Source organism: Dyadobacter jiangsuensis, from assembly GCF_003014695.1.
GTDB lineage: Bacteria > Bacteroidota > Bacteroidia > Cytophagales > Spirosomataceae > Dyadobacter > Dyadobacter jiangsuensis.
Genome location: NZ_PYAS01000012.1, coordinates 126,186 through 151,765, shown reverse-complemented (window position 1 = coordinate 151,765; position 25,580 = coordinate 126,186). Strand labels below are relative to the sequence as shown.

The following is a 25,580-nucleotide window of genomic DNA, read 5'->3' as shown; positions in this document are numbered from 1 at the left end:
ATGCGCCCCTTCCCGGCAAGCGGCAGCTCAATATGATCTATTTACCGGCTTCAATTATCTTACGGCTGTTCTTCTTCATCACGGTGGTGGTCAGCAGCGGATACAGGATCACCGCCAGCAAAATCAGCAGCGTACCCATGTAAAAACCCTGCGTCATCCGCTCTTTTTCTCCGAAAATAAAAAAGGCCAGCGCAATGCCGTAAACCGGTTCCAGATTGATAGTCAGGTTAATGAGGTACGCGGAAAATTGCTTCATCAGCTGCGTCGCCATTGTACTTGCGTACACCGTACACACGAGCGCGAGGAACAATATCCATATCCAATCGCCCTGCGCGGGAATGAATGGCGCTCCGCCGTTCCAGTTTTTACTTTCAGAGATCCCAAGAAACAGCAGCGAGAACAATGCCGCAGCCGACATTTCATAAAAAGTGATCACCCAGGCGTCGATCCGCTGCACAAGGCGGCTGTTGGCTACCGTAAAACTCGCCGCAAGCATCGCAGACACGATCGCGAGCCCCAGGCCCAATGCGTGATCAAACTCAAACCTGAAAACCACATACAGCCCCGCAAATGCGAGAATACCGAGGCCTACTTCAAGCGGGCTAATTTTCCGTTTATTTACTAATGGCTCCAAAAGGCTCGTCCAGAGGGACGTCGTAGCCATTCCTGCCAGGCAAACTGAGGCCGTAGAAACCCGGGCCGACGCAAAAAACAGCATCCAATGCGCGGAAAGCAAAAATCCCACGCCCAGTATCCTGGCAAGATCGCGACCGGCAACCGCAAAGCTCTTTTTTGACAACAATATGACAATACCCAGGCCAATAGCCGCAAAAAATGTCCGGTACAAAACCAGCGCCACCGGCGAAATCGAGACCATCAGCCCCACAATGGCCGTAAAGCCCCAGATCATCACCAGGAAATGCAAATGCAGGTACGAGCGAACGGAAGTGGAGGAAAGCATACTACCTCGGTAATGTTTTATAAAGCAGCACCCCGATCAGTGAAAATACAATATTGGGCAGCCACACCGCAAAAAGCGTGTTGATCGTACCCGCTTCGGCCACACCTTTGGATAACAAAAAGAAAAGGATGTAAACAAACGCCAGCATAAAGCCCAGGGCAATCTGCCAGCCCACCCCGCGACGGCTCTTCCGGGCCGAAACGATCACCCCGATCGCCGTCAGGATCAGGATTGCGAACGGTTGGGTGAAACGGATATATTTCTCAATCAAATACACCTCCAAACCATCGGCTCCTCGGCTCTTCAGTAGCTCTATATAGGCGTTTAGTTCGGGCAGTGTAAATGTTTCGTAAAGGTTATAATCGCTTTCGAAGTCTTTGGGGGAGAGGTTAATGGTTGTATCGATCTCCGTTCCCCGGCTCAACCGTTCGCCGAGGCTGTCGAGCGTCCGCACCTGGTAATTTTGCAGCGTCCATTTCTTCTTTTTCGGTTGCCAGACAATTTTCTCCGCATAAAACTTTTGAAGCAGTTTCGTGCCTTTAATCGTCTCCATCGTGAATTTATTCCCGGTCTGCGTGGTAGTGTTGTAGCTTTCCAGGTAGGCATACACGTCGGGCGCGATGGTAATATGCACATTATGCCCGCTGAAATAGAACTCGTTTTTCACATAAGTTTTTTCAAAACCGACGCGGATCTTGTTGGCTTTGGGCAAAACCCACCCTACCTGAATGAACGTCAAAACCCCCAGCACAACCGCCCCGGCCATGTAGGGCATCAGCATCCGTGTGAAACTGATCCCACTGCTCAGCATCGCGATGATCTCCGTGCGTGCGGCAATACGGGAGGTGAAGAACACCGTCGCGATGAACACCATCAGCGGACTGATGTAGTTGATCCAGTAGGGGATCAAATTGAGGTAGTAATCGACGAGGATCTCCCTGAGCGGCGCTTTCTTGTCGAGGAAGTCGTCCACCTTTTCGGTATAGTCGATCATACAGATAATCAGTACGATGACGAACGCCACGAACACATAGGTAATCAGGAAGTTTTTGATCAGGTACCGATCGAGGATTTTGAAGTTCATGGCTGGTTAGGGTCTCATCGGCGCTGTACCAGCAGGTTTTTGGACACTTCGAGACTGATAAACAACGTAGGGCCGCCGTTAATCTGTACGGACGCCGACTTGTCATATTCATTAATTTCCTTCACCTCTATCACCGCACCAAGCGTAATCCCCGACCGATCAAGATGTTGCAGAAAAGAAGGAGCATGGTCGAGCACCCCCATCATTAACACTTTTTCACCAACGTGCACGTCGGTGAGGATCAGATAATCGGGTTCGGTAAGATTTCCTTTCGCATCGGGAATGGGGTCGCCGTGCGGATCGAACTTCGGATGGCCCAGAAATGCATCAAGCTTTTCCACCAATACTTCCGACGGAACGTGTTCCAGCTCCTCGGCAATATCATGCACCTCGTCCCAGCCAAAGCCCAGCTTCTCAACCAGAAAAACCTCCCATAGGCGATGCTTGCGGATCACCTTGATCGCCACTTTCTCGCCACTTTCCGTCAGTGTCACCCCCTGGTATTTTTTATAATGGATCAATCCCTTGTCGGCCAGCTTGCGCAGCATGTCCGTCACCGACGCTGCACGTGTAGATGTGCTCTCTGCGAGCGCGTTCGTGCTCACCTCTACCCCGTCGCGTCCGGAAAGCGCGTGGATGATCTTTAAGTAATTTTCTTCTGTGAAAGAATTCTGCATGCCTTGTAAGCCCCGGTTACCAATCTTAAATATCCGGCAAAAGTACGATTTACTATCTGTAAATTAAAAAATTTAGGCTAACCTAAAAATATATTAAGAATTTCCTTATCTTTGTTTTCAGAGAACTAAATTGTTTATTTCGGAGACTAAGGGAATGATTGACGATTTAAAAATAGATAAGTCTTTGCAAGAGAAAACACCGGGCGATCATGAGCAGCTCCGCTCGTTGTCCGAAGTTCACTCCTCGATTTCGGTACCGGAGGGAGCTGGTTTCTGGAAAAAAATGGCAGCATTTGCCGGTCCGGGCCTGATGGTGGCGGTTGGCTACATCGATCCGGGTAACTGGGCCACCGATATCGAAGGCGGCTCACGGTTTGGCTATGCATTGCTTTCCGTAATCCTGATCTCGAACCTCTTTGCCATGCTTTTGCAGCATTTATCGCTGAAATTAGGCATCGCATCCGGCCGCGACCTTGCGCAAGCCTGCCGTGATTACTACTCCCGCCCAGTATCATTTATTCTCTGGATACTTTCCGAAATCGCCATCGCCGCCACCGACCTCGCCGAAGTGATCGGTTCCGCCATTGCCTTAAACCTGCTTTTTGGGCTCCCATTGCCTGTTGGCGTCGTTTTCACCGCATTCGACGTGCTCATCGTCTTGTATTTCCAGCAAAAAGGATTCCGCATTATCGAAAGCATTGTGGCCGGATTAATGACCATTATTCTGCTGAGCTTTTTGTACGAAATGATCGTTTCGCAGCCATCAGTGGCCGGTATCATGGGTGGATTGCTGCCTAAAAAGGAAATCGTGACCGACCCGGGAATGCTCTATATCGCCATCGGTATCCTCGGCGCCACCGTGATGCCGCACAACCTGTATTTGCATTCCAGCATTATACAGACCCGCAATTTCAAAAAAGACGAAGCAGGCAAACGTTCCGCGATCCGCTTCGCGACCATCGACTCGACCGTTTCGCTGGCCCTGGCATTCTTCATCAACGGCTCCATCCTCATTCTGGCCGCATCGGCATTCCATGCCAACGGCCATTTCGAAATCGCCGACATTACCGACGCTTACCACCTGCTCGATCCCGTGCTGGGCGTAAGTCTCGCCGGCATATTCTTCGCGCTGGCGTTGCTCGCATCCGGCCAGAGCTCCACGCTTACAGGCACCCTCGCAGGCCAGATCGTGATGGAGGGTTTCCTCAATATCCGCCTGAAACCCTGGATACGCCGCCTCCTGACGCGCGGCATCGCCATTATCCCTGCGCTGATCGTCTCCTACCTGTACGGCGAACGCGGTACTGCCGAGCTCCTCGTCCTGAGCCAGGTCATTCTTTCTTTGCAACTGAGTTTTGCTGTGGTACCACTGGTGTTTTTCACTTCCAAAAGCAAAATCATGGGGCCCTTCGCCAATTCGAGGCTGTTAAGCGTCGTAAGCTGGGTCATTGCATTGATTATTATCGGGTTGAATGGCTATCTGCTTTTCAACACTTTTACCGCTTAGTGTCGCATTGACAAATTAAATTTGTATACTGTAATTCCGTCTTTGCTAGCGGTTTCCTAACTTTCGCCGTTTTTCATAAAAGGTGGATGGAATCAAAACACAAAGTTGACAAGGTAACGGCCGCCGGGCTTCTGGTGGCGTTCGGCATTATATACGGTGATATCGGTACGTCGCCGCTCTATGTAATGCAGGCGATTATCATGAATGAGCCCATCACCGAAGAGATCATCTACGGGGCGATTTCCTGTATTTTCTGGACGCTGACGCTCCAAACTACTGTCAAATATGTAATCCTGATCCTCCGGGCCGATAACCGCGGCGAGGGCGGGATTTTCGCGCTTTACGCGCTCGTACGCAAGCATGCGAAGTGGCTCACTGTGCCTGCGGTGATCGGAGGAAGCACGCTGCTGGCCGACGGGGTCATTACGCCGCCCATTTCGGTTTCTTCTGCCGTGGAGGGTTTGCAATTGTTGTATCCGAATATCCAGACAGTCCCTATCGTTATCGCCATCCTGACGATGATTTTCATCATCCAGGCATTCGGTACCAAGGTGGTTGGACGCGCATTCGGGCCATTAATGGTAACGTGGTTCGTCATGCTTGGTGTGCTGGGCCTCAACCAGATCAAAAACCATCCTGAAATCCTGAAAGCCCTCAACCCGATTTATGGATATGATCTTCTGACGAAGCATCCCGGCGGTTTCTGGATGCTCGGCGCGGTGTTCCTTTGTACAACCGGCGCGGAAGCGCTGTATTCGGATCTCGGCCATTGTGGTCGTGAAAATATCCGGATCAGCTGGATATTCGTTAAAATATGCCTGATACTGAACTATTTTGGTCAAGGTGCGTGGTTGATCACCGAAATGGGTAACCTGCTCGATGCCCGCAAGCCATTCTACGAAATCATGCCTGAATGGTGGCTGCTTCCCGGCGTCGTAATCGCGACATTGGCTGCCATTATCGCCAGCCAGGCCGTCATTACGGGCTCATTTACGCTTATTTCCGAGGCAATCCGCCTCAATTTCTGGCCCAAAGTCCGGCTCATTTATCCCAGCGACCAGAAAGGGCAGCTCTACGTGCCGAGCATTAACTGGCTGCTCTGGCTGGGCTGCTGCGGTGTGGTACTGTTTTTCCAGAAATCGTCCAACATGGAAGCGGCGTACGGCCTGGCCATCACGCTCACGATGATTATGACTACGATCCTGTTCTCCTATTATTTGTATGTCAAACGGGTGAACCTCTGGATCGTGATCGTTTTCATGCTCGTATACTTGTTTATCGAAGGCATGTTCCTCGGAGCCAACCTGCTTAAATTCACCCACGGAGGCTGGTTTACGATCATGGTCGGTACATTGGTGGCGGGCTTGATGGCCGTATGGCTCAAAGCATTTTATATTAAACTCAGGCTCACCGAATATACGAAACTCGAAAAGTACCTGCCTGCATTGCACGAGCTGAGCCGTGATATCAGTATTCCAAAATACACCACTCACCTCGTTTTCATGACGAATGCGTCGCGTGCGACGGAAATTGAAACGAAAGTCATTTACTCCATTTTCCAGAAACGGCCGAAACGCGCCGATGTGTACTGGTTCATCCACGTCGACATTATGGACGATCCATACACGATGGAATACAAGGTATTGTCCGACGAGGATGCGCACGACAATGTCATCAAAATCAACTTCCGGCTCGGCTTCCGTGTCGACCAGCGGATCAATATGTTCTTCCGGAAAGTAGTTGAGGATATGGTTTTGAACAAAGAGGTAGACATTACCAGCCGGTATGAATCTTTGAGCAAACAGAACATTACCGGAGATTTCCGCTTTGTGGTATTGGAGAGGTTCCTTTCTTTTGAAAACGACCTGCCATTCCTGGAACAGTTGGTAATGAAGACTTATTTCTTCGTCAAGGATTTTACAACGCCGGAAGACAAGTGGTTCGGGCTCGATAGCAGTTCCGTCAAAATAGAAAAAGTACCGCTTATTATCCGGCCGGTCGAGAACGTCAAGCTAAGGCGCGTTTTCCACTGATAACCTTCACCGAAAACTTAAAGGATCAATGCTTACGGTATTGATCCTTTTTTTACGACCATTATTTTAAGAATAAATTTCGACGCTGTTTTCCTTATACCAACATATTAGTTAATTTAGTGTATATTAATCTATACTATTTTGACAAATGTGTTAACATATGACAAAATCGATCAAACTTAAACCCATATCGGAAGAACTGGTGCTAAACAGGCTCCGTTTTGAAAACACATGGTGGGTATCAGGTAAAATCGATTCGGAATACCACGACATGCAGCCCAGGTTATATTTCGGGCTGTTGCATCAACTGGTGAGTGAAACGAGTGTAAGAAGAGCCGTGGTTCTGATGGGGCCCAGGCGGGTCGGCAAGACAGTGATGATGCACCACAGCATCCAAAAGCTACTGGACGATGGTGTTAATCCCAAAAAGATCGCATTCATCAGCATCGATAACCCTATTTACCTGTACATGGGACTCGAACAGCTGTTCGCCCTCGTTCGTAACGCAGTAGCTGATGACAACCTTGACGGCTGGTATCTGTTTTTTGACGAGATCCAGTACCTAAGAGATTGGGAAGTACATTTAAAAGTGATGGTGGACAGCTATCCTCATACAAAAATCATTGTTTCAGGCTCGGCAGCGGCAGCGCTTCGTCTCAAAAGCAACGAAAGCGGTGCGGGCCGCTTCACCGAATTCATGCTGCCTCCCCTTACTTTTCATGAATATATCCAGTTAAAGAAGTTTGACCACCTGATCCATCCGTCGTCTATTGCCTGGAAAGGGAACGTCAATAAATTTTTCAGCAGCAGCCATTTAACCGAACTCAACAAACATTTTATCGACTATATCAATTTCGGTGGCTATCCCGAGGTCATATTTTCCGAAACGATCCAGGCCAATCCCGGCAGGTACATTAAAAGCGACATCGTTGATAAAGTGCTGCTGCGCGACCTACCCAGCCTCTATGGCATTCAGGATGTGCAGGAGCTCAACGCATTCTTCACCACGCTTGCTTATTACAGTGGTAATGAGGTGTCGCTGGACGTGCTTTCCAAAAGCAGTGGTATCGACAAGAACCTTTTGAAGAAATACCTCGAATACCTGGAAGCCGCATTTTTAATCAGGGTTATTCACCGGGTCGACGACACGGCGAAAAAATTCCAAAGAGCCAATTTCTATAAAGTTTTCCTAACCAACCCCTCGTTGCGCAGCGCCCTCTTCGCCCCACTCGAGGCCACTGACGATCTGTTTGGCAGCATGGTCGAAACGGCCATCTTTTCGCAATGGATACACCGTTATTGGTTCACACCCTGGTATGCCCGCTGGACGGTCGGAAAATTTCAGGGAGAAGTGGATATGATCGGCTTGGATAATAAATCCCTGAAACCCGCCTGGGCAGTAGAAGTAAAATGGAGCAACAGGTACTACGAAAGACCCGAAGAATTAAAGAGTCTTTTACAATTCTGTGAAAAGAACAACTTAAAATCAGCCTTGGTCACGACTATTGATAAGGAAGGAACGATAGAAAAGAATGGCATCACGCTGAATTTCGTCCCCTCCTCAATTTATGCCTACGTAGTTGGTGTGAATACGCTGGAGATACGTGGCAAACTGTAATTACTTCAAATAAACTCCCTCTTCCTCAACCCGGCTCAAAACCACTTCCACATGCTCCATGAGCGTGGTACTTAATGAATACCCCACGTAATCGGCGTGGATCGGGAATTTGTGGTGGCTGCGGTCGACGATCACCGCGACCTGAACCTTTTTCATCGGCACTTTCAGGAACGGCTCCAATGCAAATGCGAGCGTACGGCCCGTGTTCAGCACATCGTCGGCAACGATTACCACCTGATTTTCCACATTTAGTTCGCGGTCGAACAGAATCGGGCTTTGCTGATGGATGTTTTTATCGAAACGGAGCTCGATCAGTTGCGCGTCGAGCGGGGAAATTGCGGTGAGTTCGGCTACCAGTCTTTGGGCAAATGCAAAACCTTCGCCGGCGATTCCGGCGATGATAATGCTCTTTTCCTCAAAATTCTGCTCATATATTTCAAAAGCGATACGGCGTATTTTCTGGCCTGTCTGATGGGCACTCAAAATCTGACGCCTGGATACCGTGCTGTTCTCGGTCATTGCGGGTATTGGTAAGTTAAAATCTTAGCAGCGGTAAAAATAGCAAACCGTCATGCCACTTCATAGCGCAGCGAAATTCTTTAACCAATTCGCAAAAGTCAACTCATGAAGCGGTAATTCCAGGCTTACAATACCCATTTCCACCTTAGCCTGCCCGATACGCTCCGTTCGGATTTCCATCAATGCTTTTTCATAAGGCTTCGGGAACTCGGGATGCGCCTGTATCGCCAACATATTTTCTCCGACGCTGAACATGCCGATCGGGCAATCCTGCGACTCGGCCAGCAACTTGCTATCCGGCGGCAATTCCATCACCTGGTCCTGGCACATCATCAGCAGATTGAACGACTGCCGCGCCGGCTGCATCCACTCCTGCTGGCTCAATACCTGAAAGTTATGCACGCCTACGCACCAGCCCACAGCCGATTTCTCCACTTTCCCACCTAATGCTTCCGCCAGCATCTGATGCCCGAAGCAAATGCCCAGGTACTTTTTGCCGGAATCACGGATTTCCCGCACAAATTCCTTCAACCGATGGATCCACGGCTCATCCTCATAAACCGAAAACTTGGAACCTGTACAAACGTACACGTCACACTCATTCGCGGAAGCCGGAAAATGCCCATTGCAAACATCATAAAATGTAAACTCCCAATCCGGTGCAACCTGTGAAAACAAAGCCGGGAACATCTCCCGGTAATCTCCCGCAATCGGCAACAGCTCTTCGCGTACATGATCGCATTCCAGCAATCCGACTTTTACCATACTATTTTGTTACTTTTTATCAAAAAGCTGGTTCAATTCAATGGTGAAATCAGGCAACGTAATCGATGTCAGAGCCTGACCTATTGTATAGGGCTTCAATCCAATGAATTTTCCTTCTTCAATTAACACATACACGAAAACCACTTCGTCATTCGGCTCTACCAGCCAGTATTCCTTCACACCGGACTCTTCGTACACGTCAAACTTGTCGTCCATCTCCTTTCTCGTATTGCCGGGAGAAAGTATCTCGATAATCCAGTCAGGCGCGCCGAGACAGCCCTTTTCATCAACCTTTCGCGAGTCACAAACTACCGAAATATCCGGCTGAACAACTGTAAGAATTTCCTTCTCAGATTGAACATCAAACCTTGAAAGTCTCACATCAAACGGAGCTACAAAGACCTGACAATCTCTGTATTTAAGTAATTGCCATATTTCAGCAAAAAGCATCCCTGCAATTTTCTGATGCCGGGTAGCAGGTGCAGGCGACATTTTGAAGATCTTTCCCTTGATCAGTTCAAGGCGCTCTTCAAACTCCCATTTCAAATAGTCTGCATAGCTGTACGTGCCGTCCAAATCCAGTGTGTCGATGCTTTTCATGTCTCAAATTCGCTGGTTTTCAAATTAAAGATAACCTAACAAACCAAGTTACCCTATTTTCAAATGAAAAGACTTGGGCCGCGTCAATGCTTCGTAACCGACCACCGACAGCGTGCAACCACGGCCAGAGTTCTTAACCCCCGTCCAGGCCAATGCAGGATCGAGGTAATCGCAGCGGTTCATGAACCAGGTACCGGTTTCTACCTGCTCGCCGATTTGCAATGCCGCGTCCACGTCCGAAGTCCATATGGAAGCGGTGAGACCGTATTGGCTGTCGTTCATCAGGCGAATGGCCTCCTCATCGCTCGCAACAGGCATAATACCTACCACCGGCGCGAAAGTTTCCTCCGTCATGATATCCATCGAATGATCCACATTCACAAGTACCTGCGGCGCGAGGTAAGGTGTGCCCGACTGGTGTGCGGGGAACAATGCAGGGTCGATCAACGCAGTGGCACCCTGTGCTACGGCGTCATCGATCTGCTTTTGGGCAAAGCCGGCCGCGGATGTTCTAACCATCGGCCCCAATGTCGTTTCAGCATCCCGCGGATCGCCCAGGACATAGGTTTTGGTCAGTTCTTCAAAACCCTTGATAAATTCATCATAAACGGCTTGATGCACATAAATGCGCTCGATTCCGCAGCATGACTGCCCCGAATTGAAGAATGAACCGTCCACCAAATTTTCAACCGCATCGGCCAGGTTCGCATCCGCGCGTACGTATGCGGGATCCTTTCCACCCAGTTCGAGCCCCCCGACAATAAACCGCTCATTAATAGCCTTCTGCACGGCATGACCACCTTCCACCGAACCGGTAAATGCTACATAGTCTACCCGCGTGTCACCGATCACCTGTGCTACCTGGTCATGATTTAAATGCAAATATTGAAATACACCCTCGGGCAAACCGGCGTAGGCGAATGCAGCAGCATAACGCTCAGCACAAAGGGGCGTCTGCTGCGCATGCTTCAAAATCACCGCATTACCCGACATAATGGCCGGTATCACGGAATTTACGGACGTCAGATAAGGATAATTCCACGGCGCCACCACGAATACCACGCCCAACGGTTCTCTTTTTACAAATCTTTTGAAACCGGGAATTTCATCGACCTCGACATCCGCCAGCGCCTTTTCAGCGACAGAAATCATATAATTAGCTCGCTCCTGGAAGCCTCTACGAATCTCATTGGCCGTATAGCGCACGGGGCGCCCCATTTGCCAGGTCAGTTCCAGTCCGATTTCTTCGGCATTGTTCAGAAAATACTCTACCGCCTTTCTGCAAATCGCCTCACGCTCCGCCAGCGTTGTTTTTTTCCATTCCTTTTGCGCAGCTACCGCTTTTTCCAAAGCAGCCTCCACAGCCTCAGCATTCGCCAATTCGCGCTCTACATACACAGAGCCGTCGATCGGGCTTATTGTTTTTTGAATCATTTTTTTGAAGGGAGAAAAGGGAGGAAAGGCAGGACGGAGGAAAGGGATTGGAATGGAGCCTCCTCCATCGTCCCATTCCTCCATCCTCCTTCCTCCCATTAAAGAGGTGTTACATATGCAGACGTAATACCGCCATCGACGAGGAAGTCGGTGCCGGTAACGAAAGATGCCTCATCCGAAGCGAGGAACAATGCGGCATAGGCCATTTCCTTCGCTTCGCCGAAACGGCCCATCGGGATGTGTACCAACCGGCGTTGTTTCTTTTCTTCGGTATTCAAGAACTTCATCAGCAGCTCCGTGCGCAGCGGGCCCGGGCATAACGCGTTCACGCGGATGTTCTCACGCGCGTGGATGACCGCGAGCTCACGCGTAAGCGCGAGCACCGCACCTTTACTGGCCGTATAAGCCACCTGCGGCGTAGCAGCGCCCAAAATCGCTACAAATGAAGCGGTATTAATGATAGAGCCGCCCCCTGCGCGCTTCAATGCCGGTATGCCATATTTGCAACCCAGGAAAACGCCTTTTGCATTGATATTCATCGTCAGGTCCCAGATCGCCTCTTCGGTAGTAACGGCATTATCATCGTCGCTGTGCATGATACCCGCGTTGTTGAAAAGGATATTCAGCTTGCCGAATTTCTCTTCGGTGAATGCCACAGCCGCTTCGCAGTCGGCCGCTTTGGAGACATCCGAATGTAAAAAATAAGCTTCTCCGCCGTTTTTCACGATCTCATCGACCGTCTCCTGACCAGCTGCGTCGTTCACATCCGTCACGACGATCTTTGCTCCTTCTTTGGCAAATAAAATAGCGGTTTCACGACCGATTCCGCCGCTTCCTCCTGTAATAAGCGCGACTTTGTTTTCTAAGCGCATGGGGTTTGATTGGTTATGTTTTTTGGATAGTAACGAGTGATTAAATCTGTTCAAAATACCGCTTCCGCTCCCAGTCGGTTACGGAGGTGTCGTACGCCCGTTGCTCGGTTTTGAAGAAATGTGCGTAATGCTCCACCACTTCCTCCCCGAATGTTTCTTTGGCGAACGGGCTGTTTTCAAACAATGTGATGGATTCCGCCAGCGTGTAAGGCACGCGAGGCAAATGCGCGGCGGCGTAAATGTCGCCGATAAAGCATTCCGGCGGCTCAATACGGTTTCTGATCCCGTCGAGGCCCGAAGCGAGTGATGCCGCAAATGCGAGGTAAGGGTTGCAATCAGCGCCAGGAATGCGACATTCGATCCGCAAACTGGCACCGCTGCCTACCACCCGGAAACCGGCTGTGCGGTTGTCGTAACTCCACGCGAGCCGCGTAGGCGCCCAGGAGCCGTCCACAAATCGCTTGTAGGAATTGACGGTCGGGGCGTAGAACGGCATAACGTCGGGCACGTGCTTGATCCAGCCGCCGAGGAACCAGCGAAAAATATCGGAGCCCTTTACCGGCCCGAATTGCTGGTCGCCATCGAAGATATTCTTGCCGTCTTTCCACAGACTCATGTGAATATGGCTGCTGGAACCCGCCTGATCGGTCGCAAACTTCGCCATAAACGTTACGGAAAGGCCCATCGCATCGGCTACCTCCTTCATACACTGCTTGTACACAATGTGGTTGTCGGCCATCGAAAGTACGTCTGCATATTTGACGTTCAATTCATGCTGGCCCAAGCCCCATTCGCCTTTGGAAGTTTCGACAGAAATGCCGGAGTTTTTCAAATGCCTGCGGACCGCCGAAGTATATTTCTCGTTCCGGGTGCCCTGCATAATGTGGTAATCTTCGAGGTAATATCCCGCTGGGCTCAGGTTTTGGTAGTTTTGCTGAAATGCCTGCTTGTAACTGTTTTCGAGCAGGTAATATTCCAATTCGGAAGCCGCAAAGCATTCGACGCCGTCGCCTGCGAGTGAAGCCAGCTGTTTCTTTAATAGCGACCTCGGCGCAATCGATTCCAGCTTGTGCGATTTGTCGTTATGCACATCGCAAATCACCAATGCGGTTTTTTCGAGCCAATCGGCGATACGCAGCGTAGCGAGGTCGGGCACCAGGTGAAAATCTCCGTAACCCAGTTCCCAGTTCGCATAACGGTAACCCGGCACCGGGTCCATGGCCATGTCGGTAGTAAGCAGGTAATTACAGCCGTGCGTACCCGATTTGGCCACCGAATCGAGGAAATAGTCGGCGTCGACGCGCTTGCCCATGAGCCGGCCATAATGGTCCGTGAATGCTACTACAATTGTTTCAATCTCCCCTCCCCCAATCTTGCCCGAAAGTTCATCCAGTGTCAGAAATCCTTTTTTACTCATTAGAAAGGGTTGGTTTAGCGCAGTTTATTTTATCGCAACTTGTCTACTTTGGCATTCATCGGAAATTTCAGCACCACCTTTTTACCGGAAGCCTTTTCCAGCATCGGTGTCAGTATTTTTTTGGCATTCTCCTTTGTCTGGTCTAGAATACCCATGTCGAGGGCCGATTGCTGGATTTGCTTTTCGGCTTGTTTGTAAGCCTCCTGCACCAGTTTCGCCTCGTCGGTAAAAGCATATTCTGTATTGTAAACCTTCGACTTACTATGGTCTATTTTAAAAACACACAGCTCGGGTTCCGGCATATTGATTACGAGCGTTTCTGCATCAGAAGTAATGTCTTCCATCGAAATTTTAGCCAGATCCACACAACCTATCGCCTCGCCCTGTACGATCAGGATCGCTTTCGCATTAGGCAGCCACATTTTCACAATTTCCTGCTCCACCACGTCCTTGAAGTTGTATTTCACGACTTCCAGCTTGCCCATCGAGCTGATTTCCTGTAAAACCACGGTATGCATGGTTTCCACCTTATCCTCTCCGCCAAGCCATTCGGGCAGCCAGCTTCCGGTCTTGAAACCCGACCATAACGCGTTAATCCCAGCCAAAAGCAAAATCAACACTAACAGCCTTACCAGCCACGATATGATACGCATACATTATTTTTTAAGTACAAAACCCTCCGCTGCTTCCGGCTCCCGGGCCATCCGCTGCGCTATAATGCTGGCAGCTATCAGCTGTAATGCGTGATAAAGCATGATCGGCAAAAGCATTAAGCCGGCCTCCGGGCCTGCAAACAGCACTTTCGACATGACAGCACCCTGTACCAGCGATTTTTTGGAACCGCAGAACACCGCGGTAACCTTATCCTCCCGGTTGAAATGCAGCAAACCGCCGATGAACGTCAGCAGGAAATAGATCCCGAAAAACAACGCGAGCATTCCTATCCCTAAAAATACAATTTCTTTTATTCCGAGCGAATCGAAGAGGTGCTCTCCAAACGATTCGCAAAAAGAAGTGTAGACGATCAGCAAAATCGACGACTGATCGAAATAGCGGATGTACTTTTTGTGGCGCTCGGCGAAATGGCCCCAGCGGCTGTTCAGGGCAATTCCGGCGAATACCGGAAGTAGTACTTGCATAGCCAACTTTCCGACTACCGAAAGCAGATCAAAATGTTCCGGCCCCGATTCCAGCACGAAGCCCATCCACAATGGCGTGATGAAAACGCCGATCAAACTCGAAATGCTGGCATTGAATATCGCCGCCGGAATGTTGCCGCGCGCAATGGACACCATGACCACCGAGGATGAAACGGTGGAAGGCAGGACAGTCAGGAAAAAGATCGCGAGCCACATGGTCTGCCCCTCCTCACCCTGAAAAAATGGCCTGAACGCGAGCGCCAGTACCGGAAAAAGTACAAATGTCGATAAATGCACCATCACGTGCAGCCGCCAGTTCACGAGACCGGCCTTCAATTTTTCAGGGCTCAGGCGGAGCCCGTAAAAGAAGAATATGACTGAAACCGCATAGGTAGAGACGGTCGAAAGATGCAGCGGACTATCCTGCATACCCGGTGCGGGCCAGAGCCAGGCGAGCAGGATCATGCTGAGCAATGCGAGCATAAAACCGTCCAGCCCGGCCTTTTTAGCAGTATCAATGAATTTACGCATATTAAAATCAACGCCGGCCGACAGAAACGGCGGCAAACTATTGTTTACAAGAAAATGGAAAACTATCAGAAATAAAACCCGGTGAGCCCATTAATAGTGTCAATTGTTTTCAATTCGGTATTTCGGGTAAATGAGCCGGCGCCGTCACTTTCCCCAATAACATCAGGAACTATCAATGACTACAAATGACAATTCTTGACAAATCACAACTGACTCCCACAACAACACTTGTCCACCAATGACAACTCCTGACAAAATACTTTTAGCGATCATCCTCACAATCATGAGCGTTTTACCCACAACGGCACAGTACAAACTGGTCTGGGCCGACGAATTCGACTACGATGGTGCGCCCGACCCGAATGTGTGGCAACCCGAAAAAGGTTTTACGCGCAACCACGAAGACCAGTGGTACCAAGGCGATAATGCGTATTGCAAAGGCGGTTACCTGATTATCGAAGCCAAAAAAGAACGGGTCAAAAACCCGAATTACAAACCGGGGAGCAGTAACTGGAAAGAAAGCCGCGAATATGCGGAGTACACCTCGGCCAGCATCATTACCCGCGGCAAAAAGAGCTTTCAGTACGGTCGCTTCGAAATGCGCGCCAAAATCGATACGCGCTCGGGCATCTGGCCGGCATTCTGGACGCTGGGCGACAAAGGCGAATGGCCGGACAATGGCGAGATTGATATTATGGAGTTTTACAGGGGAATGCTGCTGGCAAATCTTGCCTGGGGTTCCAATGAGCGCTACAAGCCCATTTGGAATACTAATAAAAAGCAAATCAGTACTTTCAACGACCCGGATTGGTCATCAAAATTCCACGTCTGGCGAATGGATTGGGACGAGAATTCGATCAAGATTTATGTCGACGATATGCTAATGGCCTCACAGGACCAGGCCAAGGCGATCAATGCTAAAAACAAGGACATTACCCCTTTCAAGCAGCCGCACTACATCCTGCTGGGAATGGCATTAGGCGGCGACAATGGCGGCGATTTATCCAAAACAGAATTCCCCGCCCGCTTTGAAGTGGATTATGTAAGGATTTATCAAAAGCAGTAATGCATTCCGGCGTCTCAAATCGCCGGTTTCATGACGGGGTCGCCAAAACGGTGACGCTCTTTCTGATCTTTTTAGCCGCCTTCTTCCTTCTGCCCCACCAGATCACGAAACCTGTTACGGGCAAAGAAGCGCAAATCAGGCTGGCGAAGAAAACGAGTATCTTGCCCGGCAAGCCCAGGATCGCGCCTGTGTGAATGTCGTAATTCATGCGGCGCAAGGTCTGAGCGAAATTTGCCTCGCTGTATTTGCCGGTATAGGGTCCTTCCGCCTTGATCTTTTTGACCGAATACTGGTCAAAATAGTGATAGTCTACATTATAATAAGTGCCTTCCCGGAAGTTTACATACGAGAATATCGATTCGGCTTTCTCGGTGGGGAAGGAAATATTGAGGGTTGAATATTGGGGATATTCTTTCTGTAACTGAAACCAGGCCTTGTCCACAGCCTGCATCGGGCCGGTTACCTGCGCCGTGGAAATAGTATCGGAAGGCGGATTGTAATAGACATCCGATCCCTTACCGCCGGTAGCGGTATAAAGCCCCTGCGAAAACCACTGAAAGCCCCAAACCAAACCCGTTGCCGCCAGAATCACACCGATGGACATTATGTAAAAACCGAGGACATTATGCAGGTCATAATTCTTACGCCGCCAGGCCGCATTCCATTTGATCGAAAACCGCTGCTTGGCGGCAGATTTGTTTTTGGGCCACCACAGTACCATTCCGCTGATCATCATGAAAAAGAAAACCAGTGTCGCCGAAGCCACGACGGTCTGGCCGTACTTTTCGGGTAACCACAGATAGTAATGCCCGTGCAGAATGAAATGGAAGAAATCGTCGTCCTCGTTCCAGATATGCTCTACTTTTCCAGTGTATTGATTAATGTAGGCGACGTAATAATACTCGGGATCAAGATTGTAGAACCCGACTTGCGCATTGCGATCGGGCGTATCATAAAGAACTCCTTTGGCGATTTTGCCCGGTAATGCCTTTTTGGCGATGTCGGCGAGCTCCGACGGAGGCAATACCTTCCCGCCCGTCGGGCCTTTCACAAACATGTAGGGCTGCGTAATGGTTTTGATCTCCTGCTCAAATGCGAGGATACACCCCGTGATGGAAATAATGAACACCATAATGCCCGAGACAAGTCCCAGGTACAGATGTAGTTTTCCAATGAGTTTTTTCATCGATTCGCCGCCAGTTATCTTATTTAGACTCAATTAAGACTGCTAAGATAATGCGCACGGTGTGAACTACCAAAATATGGGAGGAAGGGGAGGAAGGAGGAAGGGGAGGAAGGAAAATGTCATGCTGAGCGAAGTCGAAGCACTTGCATCACGGTACAATTCACCGTTTGGACTGTCTTCGACTGCGCTCAGACTGACATTTTTCTCTTCTATTATCAGAAATCATACCGATAAATCCCCTCGACCTTCGTACTCGGCGGCATATGCGCGAGGGTTTTCAGCTGTCCGTCGTGCAGGCCGAAAACCCAGCCATGCAAATGCAGCTCCTGCGCCTGGTGCCAGGCGCCCTGTACAATGCTCGTTTGTGCGAGGTTATGCACCTGCTGGATCACATTGAGTTCCACCAGGCGGTCGAAGCGCTTCTTTTCGTCTTCGATCGCGTCCAGTTCGGTCGCGAACTTATCGTACACGTCTTTGATATTGTGCAGCCAGCGGTTGATCAGCCCCAGGTCCTTGTGCATCATCGAGGCCTTCACACCTCCGCATTGGTAATGCCCTACCACGAGAATATGTCTCACTTTCAGCACCTCCACGGCATATTGCAATACGCTGAGCATGTTCATATCGGTATGCACAACCAGGTTGGCCACATTCCGGTGAACAAACATTTCGCCCGGTTGCGAACCCGTAAGATCTTCGGCAGGTACACGGCTGTCGGAGCACCCGATCCAAAGGAAATCGGGCTTCTGGTCCTTGGCCAGGTTCTCAAAATAGGTTTCGTCAACTTCGAGCTGCCGGGCTGCCCAGGATTTGTTGGCGGTTAACAGGCGGTTAATAAGTTCCATTTTGTAATTGATGGTTGAAGTACCAAAATAATACAATCTCTCTCAGATTCATTCAAAAGCGTACATCCTTTTAGCGGAAAAAAATCCGTAATTTTGCACTCTTAAAATCCGGAGAGGGTTAGAAATAGTGCTATTTACATGATCGGTCAGGGCAAATACCCGAGGCTAACAACCCATATGAAATACAACGAATATAAAAATCTGAGTTACCCGCAAATCGGGGACGAAGTACTGAAATTCTGGAAGGACAAGAAAATCTTTGAAGCATCGGTAGAAACCCGCGAGGGCGCTCCTACCTTCACATTCTTTGAAGGACCGCCGTCGGCCAATGGTACGCCGGGTATCCACCACGTGATGGCGCGGGCGATCAAGGATATTTTCTGTCGGTATAAGACATTGCAGGGATTTCAGGTGAAGCGTAAAGGCGGCTGGGACACGCACGGCCTGCCTGTTGAGTTGCAGGTTGAAAAGGAACTGGGTATTATCAAGGACGATATCGGGAAGAAGATCTCGGTAGCGGATTATAACGAAAAATGCCGCCAGACGGTGATGAAATTTACGGATCAGTGGAATGACCTGACCGAGAAAATGGGTTACTGGGTCGATCTCGACGATCCTTATATTACGTACAAAAGCGAATACATCGAAAGCCTCTGGAATTTGCTCAAAAAGCTGTATGACAAAGGCTTGCTATACAAAGGTTATACGATCCAGCCCTATTCACCGGCTGCCGGAACAGGCCTTTCGTCTCACGAACTGAACATGCCCGGCACGTACAAAGACGTGAAGGACACGACCATCGTGGCGATGTTCAAGGTGAAAGATGCTGCCAAATGGGGAGCATTAGCCGGTTTTGCCGACCTCGACATCCGCATTCTCGCATGGACCACCACGCCGTGGACACTTCCTGCCAACTCCGCATTGACCGTTGGCGGCAATATTGATTATGTATTGATCAAAACCTTCAATCCTTACACACACGAGCCTGTGGCCGTTGTGCTCGCGAAGGATCTGGTAGGTAAATATTTCTCCGAAAAAGGCCACGACGGCGATTTCGAAGCTTACGCAGCCAGTGATAAGAAAGTATTCCCATGGACTGTTTTGAATGAATTCAAAGGAAAAGACCTGGAAGGAATTGAATACGAGCAGCTTCTGCCATACATCCAGCCGGATGCACCTGCATTCCGCGTGATCGTAGGCGATTTCGTAACGACCGAAGATGGTACCGGGGTAGTTCACACCTCTCCTACTTTTGGTGCGGACGACTTCCGGGTGGCGCAGGCCAACGGCATTCCTGCCATTATGGTGAAGGACGAAACCGGCAAGGAAGTACCCATCGTCGACCGCCAGGGCCGTTTCGTGAAAGAGATCACGGATTACGCAGGCCGTTTTGTAAAACCTGAATACTACTCTCAGGCGGAACAAGACGATCCGGAATTCCGCCCAACGGACGTGCTGATCGCCATCAAACTGAAAGAAGAAGGAAAAGCATTTAAAGTAGAGAAATACGAGCACCCGTACCCACATTGCTGGCGTACCGACAAGCCGGTGCTTTACTACCCGCTCGACAGCTGGTTTATCCGCACTACCGCGGTGAAAGACCGTCTGGTGGAACTGAACAAAGGCATTAACTGGAAACCCGAAAGCACCGGAACCGGCCGCTTCGGTAACTGGCTCGAAAACCTCGTCGACTGGAACCTCTCGCGCTCGCGCTACTGGGGTACCCCGCTGCCAATCTGGCGGAACGATTACGGCGATGAAGTTTGTATTGGTTCGATCGAAGAGCTGAAAGACAAGCTGGAAGAAGCCATTATCTCGGGCCATTTGACCCGCGAGCAGGCATTGCATAACTCTGATTACCTGCAAAAACTCGAACATGGCGACTACGACCTGCACCGCCCGTACGTGGATGATGTGGTGTTGATAGGCAAAACCGGCCATATTATGCACCGCGAGCCGGATCTGATCGATGTTTGGTTCGACTCGGGCGCGATGCCGTATGCACAATGGCATTACCCGTTCGAGAATCAGGAAATATTTAACCAGGCTTATCCTGCCGACTTTATTTCGGAAGGTGTAGACCAAACCCGTGGCTGGTTCTTCACTTTGCACGCCATTGCGGGAATGCTGTTCGATTCGGTGGCATTTAAAAATGTAGTATCGACCGGCTTGGTACTCGACAAGAATGGTAACAAAATGTCGAAACGCCTCGGCAATGCGGTGGACCCATTTGCTACCCTGGCCCAATACGGCCCGGATGCGACGCGCTGGTACATGATCACCAATGCGGAGCCTTGGGATAACCTGAAATTCAACATTGACGGTATCGGCGAAGTACAGCGCAAGTTCTTCGGAACACTCGTGAACACTTATAACTTCTTCGCATTGTATGCGAACCTCGATGGTTACGAGTTCCACGAGGCGAATTCAGTGCCTATCGAAAAACGTACGGAGCTCGATCGCTGGATTCTTTCGAAACTAAATACATTAATTAAGGAAGTTGGCGAGCAATTCGACGATTATAACCCGACCAAAGCGGGCCGCCTCGTGCAGGATTTCGTGACCGACCAGCTTTCAAACTGGTACATCCGCCTCAACCGCCGCCGTTTCTGGAACCCATCGGCAGAACAAGGTGCTGGTTTGACGGACGATAAAGCGGCTGCTTACGAGACTTTGCACCACTGTCTGGTAACCGTGTCGCAACTGATGTCGCCTATCGCGCCATTCTTTGGTGAATGGCTATACAAAAACTTGACAGACAGTGACCGAGAAGCATCGATCCAGCATAATGCACCATTCAAATATGAATCGGTACACCTCACTTTCTGGCCGAAAATCGAAGCGGAAGTAGTGGATACCGACCTGGAAGAAGCTATGGACCTCGCGCAGCGCATCAGCTCGCTCGTACACTCGATCCGGAAAGGGCACAAGCTGAAAGTACGCCAGCCACTGTCCAAAATCCTGATCCCGGTTTTGAGCGAGAAAACAAAGCGTCAGATCGAGCAGGTAGCTTACATTATCCTTTCGGAAGTGAATGTGAAGCATATCGAGTTCGTGCACGACGACAGCGGCATCCTGAAAAAGAAAATCAAGCCTAACTTCAAAACCCTCGGGCCGAAATTCGGACCGAAAATGAAGGAAGTAGCCGCCGCCATTTCAGCCATGGACGAAACGCAAATCCGCGAAATCGAAGCCAACAGCGCCATTACATTGGCAGCGGCAAGCGGCCCGATCGAAATTGCACTGACCGACGTGGAAATCATCGCAGAAGACGTTCCGGGATGGCTTGTAGCGAGCGAAGGTGGCCTCACGGTCGCCCTCGACATCACCGTAACCGAAGACCTGCGCCTGGAAGGTATTGCCCGCGATTTCGTAAACCGCGTGCAGAACCTGCGTAAGGACAGCGGTTTTGAAGTAACCGACAAGATTCGTATCACTTTACAAAATAACGACGGCCTGCTCGCCAGCGCAGTAACCGCCAACAAAGACTACATCTGCCAGGAAGTACAAGCCCTGGACCTCGACCTCGTAGGCGACCTCAATGGTGAGGCTACCGAGATTGAGATGGATGAGTTTTTGCTGAAGGTGAAGATTGAAGTGGTGTAGATGAGGCAATACCAAGCATACCCGGTAACATTCGACGTTGAAAACGCCCGCTTCCGATTTCAAAGTATCGGCAAGCGAGGCGTTTTCGATAAAGTAGTTGAATTCATCCCAATAGCGCCGGGTATCCATAATTTGGCTTTACTCGATTACGACCCTCTTACCCACGAGTTCAGTGATATTTCTGTTACGGACAATGGCGATATGCCCGAGGTAATCGCCACCGTCATTACGATTATCCACGGCTTTATCGATTCAACACCCGATCAAAAAGTGTATTTTGAGGGTAGCAGTGCAGCCAGGACCCGTTTGTATCAAATCGCAATTTCTCAGGTGTTCGATCCAGTTGAATCAGATCTTTCTATCGAAGGTTATAAAGATAGGCAATGGGTTGACTTTGAACCCAATATCCGTTTTGAAGGTTTTTTAGTGAAGAAAAAGTTTTAATTTTATAGAAATAGCCTTTCTGAAAAATGAAAATTTTAGATAGAAAAACAATTAAGCCCGGGAAATTCACCTACGATCCCAGCCTCGATAATCTCCCGACTCCAAAAGTCGCATTGGAGAAGGCGGAACGGGCACGAAAATTCTTCGAGGAACATCCGCTGCCTGAACGGTTGCAGCGGAAATAATCCCTTTTATGCAACTCCAAACCTCCACTGCCCTCATTACCGGCGGCGCTTCCGGCCTTGGAGAAGCGACTGCACGGCTATTTATAAGTCAAGGAGCAAAAGCTGTCATTCTCGATTTAAATGAAACGGCTGGACGAGCACTTGAAAGCGAATTTCCTGGTCAAATCAAATTCCTCAAAACCGACGTCGCCAGCGAGACCGAAGTCCAAAACGCACTGGATATTGCTTTGCAAACATTCGGTAACATCCAAATCGTAGTGAATTGCGCGGGCATCGCTCCTGCGCGCAAGATCGTTGGTAAGGCCGACGGCATTTACGGCCCGCATTCCCTTGAGCTTTTTGAGAAAACTATTCGTATTAATCTGCTTGGCACGTTCAATGTGATGCGGCTGGCTGCGTTTGCTATGGAGCAAAACGAGCCGAATGCAGAGGGTGAGCGGGGCGTGATCATCAATACCGCTTCTGTGGCCGCTTATGACGGGCAAATGGGTCAGGTGGCTTACGCGGCCAGCAAGGGCGGCATTGTGAGCATGACGTTGCCGGTTGCGCGCGATCTCGCAAAATCCGGCATTCGGGTAATGGCCATTGCACCAGGGCTTTTTGAAACGCCATTGCTCATGGGATTGCCGGAAGAAGCCCGCATTTCGTTGGGGCAGCAGATTCCATTTCCTTCCAGACTCGGAAAACCGTCGGAATATGCATTACTAGCAAAATCCATCGTGGAAAACCCGATGCTGAACGGCGAGGTGATTCGCCTGGACGGCGCTATCAGAATGGCCCCCAGATAGTTTTGAAACCGCACGATTATGAAAGGACACTACTTTTTTAAATGGCTCTTCCTGACGGTATTGTCTGTCAGCGTCCTTCATTTTCGAGAAAGCAGTTCCATCGGGCAGTACAGGACCGAGCAGCTGTTCTCCGGCCAGAGCATCCTCCAAAAGCGCGTTCCTGGCTACGGGTATTGCCAAAAACTTTCCAAAGCCCGTTCCGCAGGTTTTGTTTACTTCAAAAACACGCAGTACAACAGGCTCACCGAGCTCTCCAACTCGCTAAATACATCTGTTTCCGGACATCCTGAATTAAGACTTCGCCCGGCGTGCGCTGAATTTCACGTTCAGAATCAGCATTTCCGAAGCCGATCACTTACTTCCGACGACCATTCCATTTTCCGATCGTAATTCTGTCCCGCGCATCATGCGGGACTTGCAACGGTGTGCAATGCGCGCATCCGGGCTGTGCTATGCGCACGAGCCTTTACACTTCATTTAAAGTCAAATGGAAAATGGGAATCAAACGAACGGTTTTCTTCCTGCGGAAATGGCTTCTGCGGATGGCCATTTCGTTTATGCTCGGGTTTTCGAATGCCATTAATCAGGATACGAAGAGCATTGACGATACTTCTTTCAAAATCGAAGAAACAACCAAAAAATAACGGGAAGCCGGGAGTCAGACCAAACTGATTCCCAGCTTTCTATAAATATCAAAATCCTTATTATCAGGCTCTTTATCCGTAACGATCATCGATAATCGCTCTGTCCGGCAAACGTAGTATGCTTCGGCGGTGCCCAGCTTTTCAGTAGTTGCCAATGCGATCACTTCTTTGGAAGACTCGATCATCGTCCGTTTCACTTCGCTTTCTTCAAAATCCGGCCCGGTCACACCAAGGTCGGCATGAATACTGCAAATACCCAGCAGGCAAATATCTGCCCGGAACTTCTTGAAAAACTGTATAGCGTCGTTGCCGATCGTCACGAATGAATCTTTGAGCAAGCGCCCACCTGCGAACAAAACATCCACATGCTCGTGCTCTTCCAGAATGGAGGCAATGGGAAAGCTGTTCGTAATAACGGTCAATTTCAGGTCTTTGGGAAGCATTTGCGCGATCAGCATTGCCGAGGTACCGCCATCGAAGATCACAACCTGACCGTCTTTGAGAAACTGTAACGCCTTCCTTGCAATAATTTGCTTCTGGTCATTATCGTATTTGATACGGTCGCGAAAGTGATGCGGGCCCGGAGAATGCGGCACCGCGCCCCCACGCACCGATTTGAGCAAGCCCTGATCGGCCAGCTCCTTGATATCCCTCCTTACCGTATCCTCAGATACATTCAAAAGTGTGCTCAGATGTCCCAGGTAGACTTTCTGTTCATGTCCCAGCTGATCCAGTATGATCTGGAAACGTTCTTCTTTTAACATTGGTATCCCGATTATACCTGCAAATTTAACAAACATTTTAAATTTAATATTGCAAAATATTGCACAAATAGATTACATTTGTTGCAAATAATTGCAAATACTAATTTTGACGACATCATGAAAAAATCGATTGCGGTGGATATGGACAATGTCATCGTCGACATTGAAGCTAACTGGATCAATCATTACGCAGAGGCGTTTGGCGTAACGGTCACCAAGGAGGCCATGCATGGCATTCCGGAAGACCAGGCGTTCCCCGATCCCGTTGCCGCACGCAGCCTCCTTTACAAACCGGGCTTTTTCCGTTACGCGCCGCTGATACCCGGCGCACAGGAAGCGATTATCAAATTGCAGGAGAATTACGAAGTGTACATCGTCTCGGCAGCGATGGAGTTCCCTAACTCCCTCCCTGAAAAGTACGATTGGCTCGCCGAGCATTTCCCATCCATTACCTGGAGAAATATTATCTTCTGCGGCGATAAAAGCGTCATCAACACCGACTACCTCATTGACGACCATTTCAAAAACCTGGACTTTCACAAAGGCAAGCCTATCCTCTTCACCGCTGGCCACAACAGAGGAGTCGACAGGCACACGCGGGTGAATAGCTGGGAAGAAGTATTGGAGTTGCTGGAACAACTAGAAGAGCCTCAGCAAGTCATTGAATGATCTTAATGATCGCCTGAGTAACGTCGTTAATCGCTTTCGCTCTCCAATCCTGCTTTTCTGATTACGATGTTTCTGTCAGCCGTAAATAGGCGTGTTGGCCTTATGAAACTGTCTACCGGGAGGGAGCCGTTCAGAAAATCTGCTCCAAGCAATGGGATAGCATAAATGTCCTTGGAGCTTTACGAGGTGATCTGGCATAACAGGAGGTTGTCGCCTGGCAAATCGG

25 protein-coding genes are annotated in these 25,580 nt (G+C 49.7%); 11 read left to right on the top strand and 14 right to left on the bottom strand.

Translation table 11 applies throughout. From position 1 onward, the window contains the following. Positions 1-37: 37 nt before the first annotated feature. Genes CLV60_RS23455 through CLV60_RS23445 form a run of 3 tightly spaced genes read right to left on the bottom strand, consistent with a single transcriptional unit; the run spans position 38 to position 2,722 of the window. Complete coding sequence (locus CLV60_RS23455; protein WP_106597817.1) at positions 38-961, bottom strand: DMT family transporter; 924 nt, start codon at positions 959-961, stop codon at positions 38-40. Between the two features lies 1 nt (position 962). Further along, positions 963-2,045: an LptF/LptG family permease gene (locus CLV60_RS23450; RefSeq protein ID WP_106597816.1), complete on the bottom strand. Its 1,083-nt coding sequence runs from the start codon at positions 2,043-2,045 to the stop codon at positions 963-965. A 14-nt stretch (positions 2,046-2,059) separates the two neighbouring features. Further along, positions 2,060-2,722 carry a metal-dependent transcriptional regulator gene (locus CLV60_RS23445; RefSeq protein ID WP_106597815.1) on the bottom strand — a complete coding sequence of 221 codons (663 nt, stop codon included), beginning with the start codon at positions 2,720-2,722 and terminating at the stop codon, positions 2,060-2,062. 154 nt (positions 2,723-2,876) lie between these two features. Here CLV60_RS23445 and CLV60_RS23440 point away from each other — a divergent pair, with 154 nt between their 5' ends. The 3 genes from CLV60_RS23440 (at position 2,877) to CLV60_RS23430 (ending at position 7,880) form a co-directional block, all read left to right on the top strand. Beyond that, a complete protein-coding gene (locus tag CLV60_RS23440) occupies positions 2,877-4,229 on the top strand; it encodes an Nramp family divalent metal transporter (RefSeq protein ID WP_106597814.1) in 1,353 nt (450 codons plus the stop codon). A gap of 86 nt (positions 4,230-4,315) precedes the next feature. Next, a complete protein-coding gene (locus CLV60_RS23435) occupies positions 4,316-6,262 on the top strand; it encodes a KUP/HAK/KT family potassium transporter (protein WP_106597813.1) in 1,947 nt (648 codons plus the stop codon). A 160-nt stretch (positions 6,263-6,422) separates the two neighbouring features. Next, positions 6,423-7,880 (top strand): ATP-binding protein, encoded by a 1,458-nt coding sequence (locus CLV60_RS23430; RefSeq protein ID WP_106597812.1) that lies wholly within the window; start codon positions 6,423-6,425, stop codon positions 7,878-7,880. Here CLV60_RS23430 and CLV60_RS23425 read toward each other — a convergent pair whose 3' ends face one another. From CLV60_RS23425 to CLV60_RS23390, 8 genes are all read right to left on the bottom strand, one after another. After that, positions 7,881-8,399, bottom strand: a complete 519-nt coding sequence (locus tag CLV60_RS23425; RefSeq protein ID WP_106597811.1) for a phosphoribosyltransferase family protein — start codon at positions 8,397-8,399, stop codon at positions 7,881-7,883. A gap of 60 nt (positions 8,400-8,459) precedes the next feature. Then, entirely contained in the window at positions 8,460-9,164 is a 705-nt protein-coding gene (locus tag CLV60_RS23420) for a glutamine amidotransferase-related protein (protein WP_106597810.1), read from the bottom strand. Positions 9,165-9,173: 9 nt separating this feature from the next. Further along, on the bottom strand, positions 9,174-9,764 hold the full coding sequence (locus CLV60_RS23415) for a Uma2 family endonuclease (RefSeq protein ID WP_106597809.1): 591 nt from the start codon (positions 9,762-9,764) through the stop codon (positions 9,174-9,176). A 48-nt stretch (positions 9,765-9,812) separates the two neighbouring features. Then, on the bottom strand, positions 9,813-11,198 hold the full coding sequence (locus CLV60_RS23410) for an aldehyde dehydrogenase family protein (RefSeq protein ID WP_106597808.1): 1,386 nt from the start codon (positions 11,196-11,198) through the stop codon (positions 9,813-9,815). 98 nt (positions 11,199-11,296) lie between these two features. Beyond that, a complete protein-coding gene (locus tag CLV60_RS23405; RefSeq protein ID WP_106597807.1) occupies positions 11,297-12,070 on the bottom strand; it encodes a glucose 1-dehydrogenase in 774 nt (257 codons plus the stop codon). Between the two features lie 40 nt (positions 12,071-12,110). After that, a complete protein-coding gene (locus tag CLV60_RS23400; RefSeq protein ID WP_106597806.1) occupies positions 12,111-13,487 on the bottom strand; it encodes a glutamine synthetase family protein in 1,377 nt (458 codons plus the stop codon). A gap of 29 nt (positions 13,488-13,516) precedes the next feature. Beyond that, positions 13,517-14,140, bottom strand: a complete 624-nt coding sequence (locus CLV60_RS23395; protein WP_106597805.1) for a DUF4230 domain-containing protein — start codon at positions 14,138-14,140, stop codon at positions 13,517-13,519. Between the two features lie 3 nt (positions 14,141-14,143). After that, positions 14,144-15,157 carry a bile acid:sodium symporter family protein gene (locus CLV60_RS23390; RefSeq protein ID WP_106597921.1) on the bottom strand — a complete coding sequence of 338 codons (1,014 nt, stop codon included), beginning with the start codon at positions 15,155-15,157 and terminating at the stop codon, positions 14,144-14,146. A gap of 283 nt (positions 15,158-15,440) precedes the next feature. On the opposite strand from CLV60_RS23390, the gene CLV60_RS23385 reads away from it, so the two are divergent. Next, positions 15,441-16,223, top strand: coding sequence for a glycoside hydrolase family 16 protein (locus tag CLV60_RS23385; protein WP_229211102.1), 783 nt, complete (start codon positions 15,441-15,443; stop codon positions 16,221-16,223). A 28-nt stretch (positions 16,224-16,251) separates the two neighbouring features. Here CLV60_RS23385 and CLV60_RS23380 read toward each other — a convergent pair whose 3' ends face one another. Continuing rightward, on the bottom strand, positions 16,252-17,409 hold the full coding sequence (locus CLV60_RS23380; RefSeq protein ID WP_106597803.1) for a PepSY-associated TM helix domain-containing protein: 1,158 nt from the start codon (positions 17,407-17,409) through the stop codon (positions 16,252-16,254). 215 nt (positions 17,410-17,624) lie between these two features. Next, positions 17,625-18,254, bottom strand: a complete 630-nt coding sequence (gene can, locus CLV60_RS23375) for a carbonate dehydratase (protein ID WP_106597920.1) — start codon at positions 18,252-18,254, stop codon at positions 17,625-17,627. 177 nt (positions 18,255-18,431) lie between these two features. On the opposite strand from can, the gene ileS reads away from it, so the two are divergent. The 6 genes from ileS to CLV60_RS23350 all read left to right on the top strand — a co-directional run bounded on the left by ileS (position 18,432) and on the right by CLV60_RS23350 (position 23,921). Then, entirely contained in the window at positions 18,432-21,860 is a 3,429-nt protein-coding gene (gene ileS / locus CLV60_RS23370; RefSeq protein WP_106597919.1) for an isoleucine--tRNA ligase, read from the top strand. After that, positions 21,861-22,304, top strand: a complete 444-nt coding sequence (locus tag CLV60_RS23365) for a DUF6934 family protein (RefSeq protein ID WP_106597802.1) — start codon at positions 21,861-21,863, stop codon at positions 22,302-22,304. A 26-nt stretch (positions 22,305-22,330) separates the two neighbouring features. After that, positions 22,331-22,489, top strand: coding sequence for a hypothetical protein (locus tag CLV60_RS34300; protein WP_170118849.1), 159 nt, complete (start codon positions 22,331-22,333; stop codon positions 22,487-22,489). An 8-nt stretch (positions 22,490-22,497) separates the two neighbouring features. Beyond that, a complete protein-coding gene (locus tag CLV60_RS23360; protein ID WP_106597801.1) occupies positions 22,498-23,277 on the top strand; it encodes a 3-hydroxyacyl-CoA dehydrogenase in 780 nt (259 codons plus the stop codon). Between the two features lie 18 nt (positions 23,278-23,295). Next, entirely contained in the window at positions 23,296-23,667 is a 372-nt protein-coding gene (locus tag CLV60_RS23355; protein ID WP_106597800.1) for a hypothetical protein, read from the top strand. A 62-nt stretch (positions 23,668-23,729) separates the two neighbouring features. Then, on the top strand, positions 23,730-23,921 hold the full coding sequence (locus tag CLV60_RS23350; protein ID WP_106597799.1) for a hypothetical protein: 192 nt from the start codon (positions 23,730-23,732) through the stop codon (positions 23,919-23,921). A gap of 14 nt (positions 23,922-23,935) precedes the next feature. Here CLV60_RS23350 and CLV60_RS23345 read toward each other — a convergent pair whose 3' ends face one another. Then, positions 23,936-24,685: a DeoR/GlpR family DNA-binding transcription regulator gene (locus CLV60_RS23345; protein WP_229211101.1), complete on the bottom strand. Its 750-nt coding sequence runs from the start codon at positions 24,683-24,685 to the stop codon at positions 23,936-23,938. 117 nt (positions 24,686-24,802) lie between these two features. Here CLV60_RS23345 and CLV60_RS23340 point away from each other — a divergent pair, with 117 nt between their 5' ends. Beyond that, positions 24,803-25,354 carry a 5' nucleotidase, NT5C type gene (locus tag CLV60_RS23340; protein WP_106597797.1) on the top strand — a complete coding sequence of 184 codons (552 nt, stop codon included), beginning with the start codon at positions 24,803-24,805 and terminating at the stop codon, positions 25,352-25,354. Positions 25,355-25,580 lie beyond the last annotated feature (226 nt).